This window comes from Xanthobacter luteus (genome assembly GCF_040049235.1).
In the GTDB taxonomy this organism is placed as follows: Bacteria; Pseudomonadota; Alphaproteobacteria; order Rhizobiales; family Xanthobacteraceae; genus Xanthobacter.
On sequence record NZ_JBDZDO010000001.1, the window covers coordinates 12042 to 25552 of the forward strand.

At 71.4% G+C, this 13511-nt stretch carries 14 protein-coding genes; 8 read left to right on the top strand and 6 right to left on the bottom strand.

What is annotated here, in order from left to right:
* Positions 1–240: 240 nt before the first annotated feature.
* Together ABLE88_RS00125 and ABLE88_RS00130 are read left to right on the top strand one after the other, a co-directional pair.
* Entirely contained in the window at positions 241–2445 is a 2205-nt protein-coding gene (locus ABLE88_RS00125) for an OmpA family protein (RefSeq protein ID WP_348829300.1), read from the top strand.
* A gap of 94 nt (positions 2446–2539) precedes the next feature.
* A complete protein-coding gene (locus ABLE88_RS00130) occupies positions 2540–3262 on the top strand; it encodes a helix-hairpin-helix domain-containing protein (RefSeq protein WP_348829301.1) in 723 nt (240 codons plus the stop codon).
* A 348-nt stretch (positions 3263–3610) separates the two neighbouring features.
* On the opposite strand, the gene ABLE88_RS00135 is transcribed toward ABLE88_RS00130, so the two are convergent.
* A complete protein-coding gene (locus ABLE88_RS00135; RefSeq protein WP_348829302.1) occupies positions 3611–5920 on the bottom strand; it encodes a lytic transglycosylase domain-containing protein in 2310 nt (769 codons plus the stop codon).
* Positions 5921–6180: 260 nt separating this feature from the next.
* Here ABLE88_RS00135 and dapA point away from each other — a divergent pair, with 260 nt between their 5' ends.
* On the top strand, positions 6181–7080 hold the full coding sequence (gene dapA / locus ABLE88_RS00140; RefSeq protein ID WP_510182833.1) for a 4-hydroxy-tetrahydrodipicolinate synthase: 900 nt from the start codon (positions 6181–6183) through the stop codon (positions 7078–7080).
* Here dapA and ABLE88_RS00145 read toward each other — a convergent pair.
* Complete coding sequence (locus tag ABLE88_RS00145; RefSeq protein WP_348829303.1) at positions 7073–7234, bottom strand: hypothetical protein; 162 nt, start codon at positions 7232–7234, stop codon at positions 7073–7075. The two genes, dapA and ABLE88_RS00145, sit on opposite strands and share 8 nt — an antisense overlap.
* A gap of 73 nt (positions 7235–7307) precedes the next feature.
* Here ABLE88_RS00145 and smpB point away from each other — a divergent pair, with 73 nt between their 5' ends.
* From smpB to ABLE88_RS00160, 3 genes are read left to right on the top strand one after another with little or no spacing between them, the layout of a single operon-like run.
* Complete coding sequence (gene smpB / locus ABLE88_RS00150; protein WP_348829304.1) at positions 7308–7784, top strand: SsrA-binding protein SmpB; 477 nt, start codon at positions 7308–7310, stop codon at positions 7782–7784.
* Between the two features lie 11 nt (positions 7785–7795).
* Positions 7796–8191, top strand: coding sequence for a VOC family protein (locus ABLE88_RS00155; protein ID WP_348829305.1), 396 nt, complete (start codon positions 7796–7798; stop codon positions 8189–8191).
* On the top strand, positions 8188–8754 hold the full coding sequence (locus ABLE88_RS00160) for a peroxiredoxin (protein ID WP_348829307.1): 567 nt from the start codon (positions 8188–8190) through the stop codon (positions 8752–8754). The genes ABLE88_RS00155 and ABLE88_RS00160 overlap by 4 nt, the downstream gene beginning before the upstream one ends.
* On the opposite strand, the gene ABLE88_RS00165 is transcribed toward ABLE88_RS00160, so the two are convergent.
* Together ABLE88_RS00165 and ABLE88_RS00170 are read right to left on the bottom strand one after the other, a co-directional pair.
* The gene (locus ABLE88_RS00165; RefSeq protein ID WP_348829308.1) at positions 8733–9401 is read right to left on the bottom strand and encodes a uracil-DNA glycosylase; all 669 of its coding nucleotides are present in this window, start codon (positions 9399–9401) and stop codon (positions 8733–8735) included. The genes ABLE88_RS00160 and ABLE88_RS00165 overlap by 22 nt on opposite strands.
* The gene (locus ABLE88_RS00170; RefSeq protein ID WP_348829309.1) at positions 9401–10006 is read right to left on the bottom strand and encodes a LabA-like NYN domain-containing protein; all 606 of its coding nucleotides are present in this window, start codon (positions 10004–10006) and stop codon (positions 9401–9403) included. The genes ABLE88_RS00165 and ABLE88_RS00170 overlap by 1 nt, the downstream gene beginning before the upstream one ends.
* A 210-nt stretch (positions 10007–10216) precedes the next feature.
* Between ABLE88_RS00170 and rpoZ the strand changes: the two genes are divergently transcribed.
* Positions 10217–10600, top strand: a complete 384-nt coding sequence (rpoZ, locus tag ABLE88_RS00175; protein WP_348829310.1) for a DNA-directed RNA polymerase subunit omega — start codon at positions 10217–10219, stop codon at positions 10598–10600.
* 81 nt (positions 10601–10681) lie between these two features.
* Here rpoZ and rimO read toward each other — a convergent pair whose 3' ends face one another.
* Positions 10682–12013 (bottom strand): 30S ribosomal protein S12 methylthiotransferase RimO, encoded by a 1332-nt coding sequence (gene rimO, locus ABLE88_RS00180; RefSeq protein ID WP_348829312.1) that lies wholly within the window; start codon positions 12011–12013, stop codon positions 10682–10684.
* A 108-nt stretch (positions 12014–12121) separates the two neighbouring features.
* Positions 12122–12556, bottom strand: coding sequence for a PaaI family thioesterase (locus ABLE88_RS00185; protein WP_348829313.1), 435 nt, complete (start codon positions 12554–12556; stop codon positions 12122–12124).
* A gap of 126 nt (positions 12557–12682) precedes the next feature.
* Between ABLE88_RS00185 and ABLE88_RS00190 the strand changes: the two genes are divergently transcribed.
* Positions 12683–13504 (top strand): enoyl-CoA hydratase, encoded by an 822-nt coding sequence (locus ABLE88_RS00190; RefSeq protein ID WP_348831044.1) that lies wholly within the window; start codon positions 12683–12685, stop codon positions 13502–13504.
* Positions 13505–13511 lie beyond the last annotated feature (7 nt).

The window sequence follows — 13511 nt, forward strand, 5'->3', positions numbered from 1 at the left end:
ATTTTCGGCGGGGGATGACGGCGCTGCGCGCCCCATCCTCCGCCGATTTCGCTTGTATCCAAAGGTTTTCCGTCCCTTTCCCATCCGCTCCCGCGCGCGCGCCACCGCGCGCGGACGCCGCGTTGCGGCCCGGTCCGACTTTCGGAGCGTCACCGAAATATGCTGAAGTGGCGGCACCATCCCCCGGGAGGTTGAGGCATGTCGGCGCCCGGGCGGGGCGGCGGATGGAGGCAGCGGCGCATGGTTGAGGATGCATCCGGCACGGTCTCGAAGGCGGGGGAGGGCGGCAGTGCGCGTGCCCCCCGGCGCTGGCGGCCCGCCGTATTGCTGCTCGGCCTCGCGGCTCTGGCGCTGCTCGCCGTCGCCACCATCGCCACCGCCGAGCGTCCGGTGGAGGCCGAGCTGACCGCGCGCGCCGTGGGCGTGCTCGACCGCAGCGGCGAGTCCTGGGCGGCGGTCTCGTTCGACGGCCGGGACGCCACCCTCACGGGCGAATCCCTCGCCGAGGAGGCGCGCGCCAAGGTGCGCGCCTCGCTCCGGGAGATGTTCGGCGTGCGGATCGTCAAGGACGAGACCACGCTGCTGCCGGAGCGGCGCCCGTTCACCTTCAGCGCCGTGAAGAGCGGCAAGACCCTCGCCCTCGATGGCTACGTGCCCTCGAAATACGCCCTGGCGCGGATCCTCGCGGCCGCGCGCGCCACCGGTGCCACGGTCACCGGCGAGGACCGGCTGATCCGCGCCCGCGGCGCCCCGCCCGGCGATTTCGCTGCGCTCGCCACCTTCGCCATTGCCCAGCTGGACCGGCTGCCCTCGGGCCGCATCACGCTCTCCGACGGCGCCTTGGCGATCGAAGGCCGCGCCGCCGACCTCGCCGGCTACGACGCCCTGCGCGCCACCATGGAGGGGCCGCTGCCGCAGGGCATGACGCTGGCGCGCTTCGCGGTGCGCCCGCCGGTGGCCTCGCCGTTCCTGTTCATCGCCACCCGTGACCCTGCCGGCGTGCGGCTTTCGGGCTATGTGCCCTCGGAGGATGCGCGGGCGGAGGCGCTGCGCGCGCTGCGCGGGCTGCTGCCCGGGGTCGACATCCGCGACGAGACGCGCCTCGCGGACGGCGCGCCCGCGACCGACCTCTGGCTGCGCGCCGTGCGCCTCGCCGGGCGGGCGCTCGCCGCCGTGCCCGGCGGCCGGGTGGGGCTCGCCGACAGCACCATTTCCATCGAGGCGAGCGCGCCGGACTTCGCCGCCTACGACGCCCTCACGGCGATCCGCCGCGCGCCGCCGGAAGGCTTCCAGATCACCCGCTTCGCGGTCGAGCCGCCGCGCGTCGCGCCGTTCGCCTGGAAGCTGGCGCGCGCGCCCGAGCGGGTGGTGCTCACCGGCTACGCGCCCTCGGACGAGGCGCGACGCCTGCTGGTGGACGCCGCGCGCGGCGCGCTGCCGGGCGTGGGCGTGGTGGACGAGATGCGCCTCGCCTCGGGTGGGCCCAGCCCGGAGGCCTGGGCCACCGCGTCGAGCTTTGCCGTGGCCCAGCTCGCCAAGCTGCGCGTCGGCGCGGCGCAGGTCACCGGCGCGCGCGTCTTGCTCGCCGGCGAGGCGCTCGATTCGGCGAGCTACGGCACGCTGCACCAGGCCGCCGCCCAGCCGCCCGCCGGGCTCGCGGTGGACGCCGGCGCCGTGCGCCCGCCTGCCATCTCGCCCTACGTGTTCGCGGTGCGGCGCGAGGGCGACGCGCTCACCCTCTCGGGCTTCTATCCGGACGAAGCCGCCCACCAGGCGCTGCGCGCCACCCTGGAGCGCGACTTCCTGAAGGAGAAGCTCACCGACGTGTCCGCCATTGGCGGCGGGGCGCCCAAGGGCTTCCTCGACGCGGCGCAGGCGGGCCTGTCCCAGCTCGCGCGGCTCGGCACCGGGGAGATGCGCCTGTCCGACACCCAGATGCGCCTGTCGGGCACGGTGCTGCGCCCCGGCGCGGATGCCGAGATCGCCGGCGAGCTGGCGCGCCGGCTCCAGGCGCCGTTCACCACGGAGGTGGCGCTCGAGGCCGCGCCGCCGGGGGCGCCGGCCACGGCGCCGGAATGCCAGAAATCGGTCAACGACCTGCTGGTGCGGGCCACCATCCTGTTCGATTCCGGCAGCCCGCGCATCGACCGGCGCAGCCTCGGGCTGCTGGACCGGCTCGCTTTCTCCCTGGCGCGCTGCCCCGGCACCATCGTCGAGATCACGGGCCATACGGATTCCGACGGCGCCGCCGCCGCCAATCAGCTGCTGTCGGAAATGCGGGCCGAGGCCGTGGTGGGCTATCTCGCCGATGCGGGAATCGCCCGCGGGCGCCTGTCGGGGGCGGGATACGGCACCGCGCGGCCGGTGGCGCCCAACGACACGGAGGCCGGCAAGGCGCTCAACCGGCGCATCGAGATCACGGTGAAGGAGGGCGCCTCGCAATGATCTATCTCGCTCTGTCGCTGTGGCCCTATCTGCTGTGCGCCCTGCTGCTGGGCGTCGCGACCGGCTATTTCGCCCGCCGCCGGGGACGACAATCATGAGGGCGTTCGCCATCGAGACCGCGCTGCTGCTGGGCCTGGCCTTCGCCATCGGGCTCGCGATCGGGCTATATCTCCGCGCGCGCCGGGCCGCACCCACCGGCACCCCAACGGGGGCGGATCGCCGCGCCGACGTTCCGCCCCAGGCGCCGGCCGGCGATCCGGCAGCGCCGCCACCCGCGGCTCCGGTCCCGGCCGGCCTGGCCGCGGCCGAGATCCCGGCGGCCGAACCGGCGCAGGAGGAACCGACGGCGGAGCAGGACGCCCGCTTGAGCGCCACGCCGGCATCCGCCAACGAAGCGCCGCCGCCGGCGGAGGCCCAGGGCGAGCTCCATCTCGGCGGAACGCCGCCGCCGGCCTCCCCGGACCAGGCGAAGGGGGCGGGATCGGCCCGGGGCCCCGCGAAGGCGGGCGGGAAGGGCAAAGCGGAGGCCGACCATCCCGGCCGGCGTCCGCCGGCTGTGGCGCCGCCGGAAGCGGGATGCGACGACCTCAAGCTCATCAAGGGCATCGGCCCGCAGAACGAGGCGCGGCTCCATGCCCTCGGCATCCACCAGCTGCGCCAGATCGCCGCCTGGAGCGCGGAAGAGGCCCTTTGGGTGGGCTCCTATCTCGCCTTTCCGGGGCGCATCGAGCGGGAGGACTGGATCGGCCAGGCGCGGGCGCTGATCGCCGGCACCAGGCCCGAGGACCTGCGTCTGCCGCCGCGCCGCCCGCAGTAGAGCCGGCTGCGCCCATATCCAATCGCCCGCGGGATTGCGGGCGGGCCGCGATACCCTCTCGCGTGATGGTGGAGCACGTTCCTCCAACTCGTTGAACAAGCGCGCTTTCCCCGTCGCGCCGAAGCGCCCCGCGCGAGCCGGCGACGGCCGATCAGGCACCATGGGGTCCGGGCGGTCTGCGGAGGCTTCGGCGGCTCCGGCGAGGGACAGGGGCGGCGGCGCGGGTCGCGCTGACCCCGGCCGGGGACATGAAACCCGCGCCGAGGCTGGTGGGGCGCGCAAACCATATCGGCCGCCCGCGGGCGGCCGATGGAGCGACGGGACGGCCCGCCGGGCCTGCAGCGGCGGTCAGCGGCTACGGGTGCCGCGCAGGTCTGCTTCCAGCTGGAGCTTCGTGGGGATGTTGAAGCGCACCTTGTAGACTTGGTAGTTCTCCATCACCCGCTGCACATAGTTGCGGGTCTCCCCGAAGGGGATGCGCTCGACCCAGTCCACCACGTCCACGTCGGGGTCGCGCGGATCGCCGAACCGCTCGATCCACTTGCGCACGTTGCCGCGCCCGGCGTTGTAGGCCGCGAACACCAGGACGCAATTGCCGTCATAGATGTCCCACAGCTCGCCCAGCTCGGCGGCGCCGAACTGCACGTTGTAGGACTGGTCGCTCATCAGGCGCGCTTCGTTGTATTGCGCGCCGGTGACCTTGGACACCTGCCGGCCAGCCGCCGGGGTCACCTGCATCAGGCCCATGGCCTTGGCGCTGGACACGGTGCGCGGGTGAAAATGGCTCTCCTGGCGCGCCACCGCATAGACCATGGCCTTGTCCACCGGCGTGCCGATGGGGGTGTAGTCGGGCAGGCCGACGGTGGGAAAAGCGAGGCTGTCGGTGGGCATGCCGCCGTCGCCGAGGCTCTCGCGGCCGACCGCGAGCGCGCCGCGCGCGTCGCCGTTGGCCTGCGCCAGCTCGGCCAGCAAGGTGAGCTGGCCCGGCTCGTTCAGGTTCCAGGCGAGGTCGTAATAGATGGTCAGCGGGATCTCGCGCTCGCCGATGGCGTAGAGCAGGCGGACGGCCTTCACCGGCTCGAGGCGCGGAAAGGTGCCGCGGTCGGCGAAGGAGGGCTGCGGCACCGGCCGCAGCGCCACCGGCTGCAGGCCGAGCTCGGTGCGCGCCAGCTGGCCGTAATAAGCGGTTGGGAATTGGGCTGCCGCCTGGAAGCGCGCCTGGGCGGTGCCGCGGTCGCCGGCGGCGGCGGCGGCGCGGCCGAGCCAGTAATTGGCGCGCGCCAGGGTGATCGGGTGCTTCTGGTCCTCCGCGGCGGCGGCGAAATGCTGGGCCGCGGTGCGCGGATCCTTCAGGTAGCGCAAGGCGATCCAGCCGGCGGTGAACTGCTGCTCGGCGCGGTAGTTGTTGGCCTCCGGCGTGACGCCGGTGGCGGCGATCTTGTAGGCGGTGCGGGCATCGCCCACGTCCAAGAGGTCGCGGGCGACGAAGCGACGCTCGATCCACCACTGGTCCGGCGCGAGGGCGGCGGCCTCGCTCTTGGCGCCCTGGAGCAGGGCGCTCGCCGCCTCGGCCGGCTTGTCGGCGCGGCGCAGCAGACGGGCCTTGGCGAACTGATAGGCGGGATCGCCGGCGAAGGTGAAGGGCACGGCGGCAAGCAGCTTGCCGGCCTTCGAATCATTCTCCATCACCGCGAGCCGCGCCTTGGTGAGGGTCACCACGTCGGCGCCGGCGCGCTTGGCGGCCCGCAACGCGCGATCCTGCTCGTCGAGATAGCTGAAGCGGTCGGCGCGCGCCTTGTGGTCGGCGCGGGTGAGGAGCGAGCCGAACTCCTCCATCACCTGCTCTTCGAAATTCTCGTTCAGCTCGTCCTGGTGCCAGGCCTCGCGCAGCCAATCGGTGGCGTCGGAGCGGGCGCCGGTCGCCATCAGCGCGCGGGCGAGCGCGATCTTTCCCTCGCCGGAGATCGGCGGCTGCTGGGCGAAGAAGGCGCGGATCGTGGCGGCGTCGCGCTTTTCCTGGAACAGCATGCGCTCGGCGCGGCGCCGCAGGGTGTTCTGCGTCGGCCAGCCCGGTTTGGCTTCGAGGAAGGCGTTGATGCCGTTGAAGCCGAGATCGTTGGGCGCGTGCCGGATGACGAGCCAGGTGACCAGCGCGCGCGCCACGTCGTCGTCGAGCTCGCGCGCCATGGCAAGGGCTTCGGTGCCCTTGCCGTTGCGCGCCGCGGCGACCGCGGCCTTCAGCGTGCCGAGCTCGCCGGTGGGCAAGGCGGAGGAGGCGGCGAGCGTGGGCGGAGCGGAGGGAGGACGGGGCGCCACGGGCTTCGCCGCCGGCGCAGCGGCCGAAGGCCTGGGCTGGGGCAGCGGCTTTGCGGCGGCGGCGCCGGGCTTGGCCGGCGGCATCGGCGCGGCAAGGCTCGCCGACTTGCCGGTGTCCTTCTTGCCCGGATCCTTTCTGGTCGCCTCCTTCTTGGAGGCGTCCTTCTTGGCGTCCGCGGTCTTCTTGCCCGATGCCTTCGGGTTCTCCTTGGCCGCCACCGCGGGGCCAGATGCCGGCGGCTTCGGCGGCAGGGGAACCTCGCCGGAGGCCGCATGGACGCCCGCCCCGGCAAAGGCGAACGCCAGGGCGCTGGCGCGGATCAGGGTCGAAAATGACGACATGCTTGAACCCTCGCGGCCCGGGATGTCCGTTGAGCGCTGCATGTTCCGCCACGCGCGTTGACGAAACCCTAACCAGTTCCTGCCGCAAGATGAGGGCGAAAGCGGGGCTGGCCCTCCGGATGCGCCGACGCCCTTTCCGCGCGGCCCGGGACAGGATAAGGGTTCCGATCGTCGCGCGCTCGACCGCCGACGCTGCCGCGGCACCGAGACGGTCGCCGAGACGCCAGGTCAACTCTTTGTCAGGAAACGAGGCGCCCGCCATGTCGCCCTTGCCGTCCCCGTCGCCCTTCCGCGGGTCCTTCACCGCCCTCGTCACCCCGTTCCGCGACGGCGCCCTCGACGAGAAGGCCTTCCGGGATCTCGTGGACTGGCAGATCGCCGAAGGCACGAACGGCCTGGTGCCGGTCGGCACCACGGGCGAGAGCCCGACCGTCACCCACGCGGAGCACAACCGCGTCGTCGAATGGGCCGTGGAGCAGGCCGCCGGCCGCGTGCCGGTGATCGCCGGCGCCGGCTCCAACAACACCGCCGAGGCCGTCGGCCTCGCCGCGCACGCCCAGAAGGTGGGGGCGAGCGCGCTGCTGGTGGTGACGCCATATTACAACAAGCCCACCCAGGAAGGCCTCTACCGCCACTTCAAGGCGATCGCCGACGCGGTGGACCTGCCGATCTTCATCTACAACATTCCGAGCCGCTCGGTGATCGACATGTCGGTGGAGACCATGGCGCGGCTCTACGAGATCGAGAACATCGTCGGGGTGAAGGACGCGACCGCCAACATGGCCCGGGTCTCGCTGCAGCGGCAGGTGCTGGGCGAAGACTTCATCCAGCTCTCCGGCGAGGACGCGACCGCGCTCGGCTTCATGGCCCATGGCGGCCACGGCTGCATCTCGGTGACCTCGAACGTCGCCCCGCGTTTGTGCGCCCAGTTCGAGACCGCCTGCCTGGCCGGCGACTTCCGGACCGCGCTCGCGATCCAGGACCAATTGATGCCGCTGCACACGGCGCTGTTCGTGGAGACCAATCCGGCGCCCACCAAGTATGCGCTCTCGCTGCTCGGCAAGATGAGCGAGGAGGTGCGCCTTCCCATGGTGCCGGTGTCCGAGAGCACCCGCGCGGTGGTGCGCAGCGCCATGGTGCATGCCGGCCTCATCAATTGAGGCCGGTTCTGCTAAAATCACGGAAATCCGCAAGCTGCCCGACGCGGAGCAGGACCACGCGGCCGAGCTGCTGCTCGACCTCGTGCGGCGTGGCGCCGGCGATTATGAGCTGACGCCGGAGCAGGTTGCGCGAATCCGGGAGGGTCTTGGCCAAGTGCACATGGCGCGCCGACGGCCCTGACAGCTCCCGCTTGCTTCGGCGCGACCGTGCGACCATCTTCCCAGCCATGAGCGACAAGACCAAAGACGCGCCCCGCAAGATCGCCGCCGACAACCGGCGGGCGCGGTTCGACTACGAGATCGGCGAGGTGTTCGAGGCCGGGATCGCCTTGACCGGCACCGAGGTGAAGAGCCTGCGCACCGGCAAGGCCACCATCGGCGAGAGCTATGCGGCGCAGAAGTCCGGCGAGATGTGGCTCTACAATGCCTACATTCCCGAATATCTTGAGGCCAACCGCTTCAACCACGAGACCCGGCGCCCCCGCAAGCTGCTGCTGCACAAGCGCCAGATCAACAAGCTCGGCCATGCGGTCGAGCGCGAGGGCATGACGGTGGTGCCGCTGAAGATCTACTTCAACGATCGCGGCCGCGCGAAGGTGGAGATCGCCATCGCCAAGGGCCGCAAGACCCACGACAAGCGCGAGGCGCTCAAGGAGAAATCCTGGGCGCGCGACAAAGCGCGCCTGCTGCGCGATCGCGGCTGAGGAGGCGGACGATGGCGGTGCCGGTGGCGTTCGACCATTGCGTGGTCCATGTGAGCGATTTTGCCGTCTCGACCCCGTTCTACCGGGACGTGCTGGGAGCCGAGGTGGTGGCGACGCCCTCCGGCGGCGTCGCCTATCGCTTCGGCGCGCGGCAATTGAACCTGCACGGGCCCGGCGTCGACGCCGCGCCGGTGGCGCGGCTGCCGGTCCAGCCGGGCAACAGCGACCTGTGCTTCTGCTGGGACGGCCCCATCGCCGACGCGCTCGCCCACCTCCAGCGCCACGGCATCGCGCCCGAGCTCGGCCCGGTGGAGCGCTTCGGCGCGCAGGGCACGGGCACCAGCGTCTATTTCCGCGACCCCGATGGGACGCTGCTCGAGTTCATTTCCTACGGGAGCTCATCATGAGCCAGTTCCAATCCCTTCCCGACGGCCTGCCGGCCCCCGAGGACGACGGCGCCGCCGTCCATCTTCCGGGGCTCGAACTGCCGATCATCCGCCTGCCGGCGACCGACGGGCGGCTGGTGGACATCTCCGGCCTGTCCGGGCTGGCGGTGGTCTATGTCTATCCGCGCACCGGCGTGCCCGGCGAGCCGCTGCCGAACGGCCGGGACGAGATTCCCGGGGCACGCGGATGCACGCCCCAGGCCTGTTCCTTCCGCGACCATTTCCAACTGCTGCGCTCGGCCGGCGCCGATCACGTGTTCGGCCTCTCGGTGCAGGAGACCGCGGTGCAGAAGGAGGTGGCGGAGCGCCTCCATCTGCCGTTCCCGCTGCTCTCGGACGCGCGGCATGAACTGGCCCACGCCATCCGCCTGCCCATGTTCGAGGTGGAGGGGATGCGGCTGCTGAAGCGCATCACGCTGATCATCAAGGAGGGCGCGATCTGCCGCGTCTTCTATCCGGTCTTCCCGCCCGACCGCAGCGCGGCGGACGTGCTCGCCCACCTTCAGGCCGACGCGTCGACGTAGCTGCGGGCGGCCGCGAAGACGGCGCGGAACATCGGCGCGGTCAGCACCCCGGTATTGGTGTTGTAGCGCGAGCAGTGGTAGCTCGCGATCACGCGCCGCGCGTCGATTTCGCCTTCCGCCCCATGGCCGAACTTCAGCCGCGAGGGCTTGGCGCCGAGCGCCAGCAGGGTCGAATCGTGGGCGATCCGGCCGAGCGTCACGATGGCGCGCAGGTTCGGCATCTCGGCGAGGGCGGCGGCGAGGAACGGCCGGCAGGTGCGGATCTCCTGCGGCGTCGGCTTGTTCTGGGGCGGCACGCAGCGCACGGCGTTGACGATGCGCGCGTCCTTCAGCACCAGGCCATCGTCGGGCGCGGCGCGGTAGTCGCCCTCGGCGAAGCCGAAGGCCGCGAGCGTGGCATAGAGCAGGTCGCCGGCGAAATCGCCGGTGAAGGGGCGGCCGGTGCGGTTCGCGCCCCTAAGCCCCGGCGCCAGCCCGACGATCAGCAGCCGCGCGGAGGTCGGCCCGAAGCACGGCACCGGCGCATTGTGCCAGCCGGGCTCGAGCGCGCGCCATTCGTGCCGGAAGGCGGCGAGGCGCGGGCACAGGGGGCAGTCGGGACCCGGCTCGCTGATGGGGGAAGGGGAGGGGGCCGCCGAAGCGGCCATCACAAATCGCCGTTCTCGGCGGCCGGTGCGCCGCGGCGCTCCAGGAAGCGCGGGGTCTCCTGCATGCGGCCGGCGCGCTCGCCGGGGTCGCGGCCGATCTTCGGCTGGAGGTCCACCAGGTCGATGAACACGTCCGCCTGGCGGCGCAGGTCGTCGGCGATGAGCGGGGGCTGGGTGGAGATGGTGGAGACCACCGAGACCCGCACGCCCTTGCGCTGGAGCGCCTCGACCAGCGAGCGGAAGTCGCCGTCGCCGGAGAACAGCACGATGTGGTCCACGTGCTCGGCGAGCTCCATGGCGTCCACCGCGATCTCGATGTCCATGTTGCCGCGCACCCGGCGGCGGCCCTGGGCGTCGGTGAACTCGCGCGCGAGCTTGGTCACCACCGCGTAGCCGTTATAGTCCAGCCAGTCGAGCAGCGGACGGATGGAGGAATATTCCTGGTCCTCGATCAGTGTCGTGTAGTAGAAAGCGCGCAGCAAATAGCCACGGCTCTGGAATTCCTTGAGAAGGCGCTTGTAGTCTATGTCGAAACCGAGCGCCTTGGTGGCGGAGTAAAGATTCGCGCCGTCGATGAGGAGAGCGATCTTCTCAGTGCCCTGCATACAAATATCCGCCGCTTGAAGAGGTGGGGCGTTACGATAGAGCGACTTTAAAATGTGCCGTCCGCCGCCTTTGTCCGACGGCGAGCGTTGCAACGCAAGCAAAATCAAGAGCGCACTTGCCGGAAGTGGTGAATTGCTGTATCGGACGCTCTTCCCTGAGCCCATCCGGCGCCGGACCGTGACGCTGGCGCATGAAGGAGTGACGAGCCCATGGCCCGTGTCACCGTGGAAGATTGCATTGACAAGGTGGACAACCGCTTCGAGCTGGTGCTGCTCGCGGCCCACCGCGCGCGCATGGTCTCCTCCGGCGCGCCGATCACGGTCGACCGCGACAACGACAAGAACCCGGTGGTGGCGCTGCGCGAGATCGCCGAGGAGACGGTGAGCCCCGAGGACCTCATGGAGGACCTCATCCACTCGCTGCAGAAATACACCGAGGTGGACGAGCCCGAGCCCGAGGCGGTGCCGATGATCACCTCCGGCGAGGGCGGTGCCGACGACGACGTGCAGATGGACCGCATGACCGAGCAGGAGCTGCTGGCCGGCCTCCAGGGTCTCGTCCCGCCCGAGCACACGGACGACGAGGAAGGCTGAGCGCCGTTCGCGTCTGAAGAATTGCGAATGCGGCCGGGCTTTGCCCGGCCGTTTTCGTTCGCGCCGCGGCCTTCGCCTCGGTCAGAAGCCCACCGCGGTGCCGACGAGGTCGTAGGGGCCGGCGGCCTCGATCTTGACGGTGGCGATCTCGCCCACCCGCAGCGGGCGGCGGGCGGCGACCTTCACCGTGCCGTCGATCTCCGGCGCGTCGCCCTTGGTGCGGCCGATGCCGCCGCCCGGCGTCAGCTGGTCGATGATCACCTGCTGGCGCGTGCCCACCTTGCGCTTCAGGCGGCGCGCGGAAATGGCCTGCTGGGCGCGCATGAAGCGGTCGTGGCGCTGCGCCTTCACGGCGTCGGGCACAGGATCGCCGAGGGCATTGGCCTCGGCGCCGCGCACCGGCTCGTACTTGAAGCAGCCGGCGCGGTCGATCTGCGCCTCCTCCAGGAAAGCGAGCAGCTCTTCGAACTCGGCCTCGGTCTCGCCGGGAAAGCCGACGATGAAGGTGGAGCGCACGGTGAGGTCCGGCACCTGCTCGCGCCAGGCCTTGATGCGGGCCAGCGTCTTTTCCTGCGAGGCCGGGCGCTTCATCCGCCGCAGCACGGCGGGGCTCGCATGCTGGAACGGAATGTCCAGATAGGGCAGCACCTTGCCTTCCGCCATCAGGGCCATGATCGGGTCGACGTGCGGGTAGGGATAGACGTAATGCAGCCGCACCCAGGCACCGAGGTCGCCGAGCGCGCGGGACAGGTCGACGAAGCGCGCGGCCACCTCCCTGTCGCCCCAGGGGCTCGGCGCATAGCGGATATCCTGGCCGTAGGCGGAGGTGTCCTGCGAGACGACGAGCAGCTCCTTCACCCCCGCCTTCACCAGCTTTTCCGCCTCGCGCAGCACCTCGCCGGCGGGGCGCGAGACCAGGTCGCCGCGCAGCTTGGGGATGATGCAGAAGGTGCAGCGGTTGGAGCAGCCCTCGGAGATCTTGAGATAGGCGTAGTGGCGCGGGGTGAGCTTCACCCCCTGTTCGGGCACCAGGTCCAGGAACGGGTCGTGCTTGGGCGGCACCGCCCTGTGCACAGCGTCGAGCACGCTCTCATATTGCTGCGGGCCGGTGATGGCGAGCACGCTCGGATGGGCTTTCAGGATGTCCTCGGGCTCGGCGCCCATGCAGCCGGTGACCACCACGCGGCCGTTCTCGGCCAGCGCGTCGCCGATGGCGGAGAGGCTCTCCTGCTTGGCGCTGTCCAGGAAGCCGCAGGTGTTCACGATGACGAGATCGGCGCCCTCGTGGGAGCGGGTGAGCTCGTAGCCCTCGGCGCGCAGGCGCGTGACGATGCGCTCGCTGTCCACCAGCGCCTTCGGACAGCCCAGCGAGACGAAGGAAATGCGGGGCGACTTCTCGGCGATCTCGGCCATGGGGCGCGGCGGTTCTTCTGCGGGGGAGAGGGAAGGCGCAGGCGTTACGGGAGCCGCGCCTCCCCGTCAATCCCGGCCGGGGGCCGCCTTTGCCGCGCCCGCCCCCCGCTACCTTTTGTCGGGGATGGAATAGGTGGCCACGCAATGCGCCACGAGGTCGTCGCTGCCGGCGCCGCGCAGCGCCACGTCGCCCACCGCGAGGCGCTTGCCGAGCTTGATGATGCGCGCATCGGCGAACACCGGCCCCGGCGCCGGCTTGCGCAGGAAGTTGATGGAGAGGTTGGTGGTGACCGCGAGCGCCACCCTGCCGATCTGCCCCAGCAGCGCCGCATAGACCGCCACGTCCGACAGCGCCATGAGCGCCGGGCCGGAGACCGTGCCGCCGGGCCGCAGGTGTTCGTCCTCGGCATCGAGGCGGATGGTGGCGGTGCGGTGGCCGAGCGCCACCACGTGATGCGGCCGGCCGGGCCCGAAGGCCTGGGGGAAGACCTCTCTTAGGAAGTCCTCGAGCTCCTGCGCCGTCATCACTGTCCCCGATCCCATGGTCCGCTCTCCGCCGTGGGCGCCCGCTCGCGCCCGGCCCCGGACCTGAATAAGATGGGCGCTGAAAACGTCAATGCGCCGCGGGGCGAGCCGTGCGCCGCGCCGAAGACCGCCGAGGACGATGCCATGACCCTCCATCCCGCCACCGACCCCGCCGCCGCGCCCGTTCTTCAGAGCCCGGTGGCGGACGGGGTGCTGACCCTCACGCTCGCCCGGCCGCAGGTGCGCAACAGCCTGTCGGAGGCGATGATGGCCGCGCTTACCGGCGCGCTCGCCGGCATCGCCGCCGACACCAGCGTGCGCGCGGTGGTGCTGGCGGCGGAAGGGCCGGTCTTCAGCGCCGGCCACGACCTCAAGGAGATCCAGGCGCACCGGGGCGATGCCGACCGGGGCCGGGCCTATTTCGCCGACGTGCTCGCGCGCTGCTCGGCGCTCATGACGGCGATCGTGCGCCTGCCCCAGCCGGTGGTCGCGGCGGTGGAGGGCATGGCGACGGCGGCCGGCTGCCAATTGGTTGCGAGCTGCGACCTGGCGGTGGCCGGCGAGAAGGCGCGCTTCTGCACGCCGGGGGTCAATATCGGCCTGTTCTGCCACACCCCCATGGTGGCGCTCTCGCGCAATCTCGGCCGCAAGCATGCGCTGGAGATGCTGCTGTTGGGCGAGTGGGTGGAGGCGCCGGAGGCGCTCCGCATGGGCCTCGTCAACCGCGTGGTGCCGGCGGGCGGCGCGCTCGCCGCCGCCCAGGAGCTGGCGCGGCGCATCGCGGCCAAGTCCATGGTGCCGGTGAAGCTCGGCAAGGAGGCCTTCTACGCCCAGATGGAGATGGGCCTCGACGACGCCTATGCCTATGCCAGCCGGGTGATGACCGAGAACATGCTCGCGCGCGACGCCGACGAGGGGATATCGGCGGTGCTGCAGAAGCGCGACCCGAGGTGGGAAGACCGCTGAGGCGCCG

Coding starts and splice junctions, on each gene's coding strand:
- ABLE88_RS00125 (WP_348829300.1), top strand. CDS start 241: ATGGTTGAGGATGCATCCGGCACGGTCTCGAAGGCGGGGGAGGGCGGC.
- ABLE88_RS00130 (WP_348829301.1), top strand. CDS start 2,540: ATGAGGGCGTTCGCCATCGAGACCGCGCTGCTGCTGGGCCTGGCCTTC.
- ABLE88_RS00135 (WP_348829302.1), bottom strand. CDS start 5,920: ATGTCGTCATTTTCGACCCTGATCCGCGCCAGCGCCCTGGCGTTCGCC.
- dapA (WP_510182833.1), top strand. CDS start 6,181: ATGTCGCCCTTGCCGTCCCCGTCGCCCTTCCGCGGGTCCTTCACCGCC.
- smpB (WP_348829304.1), top strand. CDS start 7,308: ATGAGCGACAAGACCAAAGACGCGCCCCGCAAGATCGCCGCCGACAAC.
- ABLE88_RS00155 (WP_348829305.1), top strand. CDS start 7,796: ATGGCGGTGCCGGTGGCGTTCGACCATTGCGTGGTCCATGTGAGCGAT.
- ABLE88_RS00160 (WP_348829307.1), top strand. CDS start 8,188: ATGAGCCAGTTCCAATCCCTTCCCGACGGCCTGCCGGCCCCCGAGGAC.
- ABLE88_RS00165 (WP_348829308.1), bottom strand. CDS start 9,401: ATGGCCGCTTCGGCGGCCCCCTCCCCTTCCCCCATCAGCGAGCCGGGT.
- ABLE88_RS00170 (WP_348829309.1), bottom strand. CDS start 10,006: ATGCAGGGCACTGAGAAGATCGCTCTCCTCATCGACGGCGCGAATCTT.
- rpoZ (WP_348829310.1), top strand. CDS start 10,217: ATGGCCCGTGTCACCGTGGAAGATTGCATTGACAAGGTGGACAACCGC.
- rimO (WP_348829312.1), bottom strand. CDS start 12,013: ATGGCCGAGATCGCCGAGAAGTCGCCCCGCATTTCCTTCGTCTCGCTG.
- ABLE88_RS00185 (WP_348829313.1), bottom strand. CDS start 12,556: ATGGGATCGGGGACAGTGATGACGGCGCAGGAGCTCGAGGACTTCCTA.
- ABLE88_RS00190 (WP_348831044.1), top strand. CDS start 12,683: ATGACCCTCCATCCCGCCACCGACCCCGCCGCCGCGCCCGTTCTTCAG.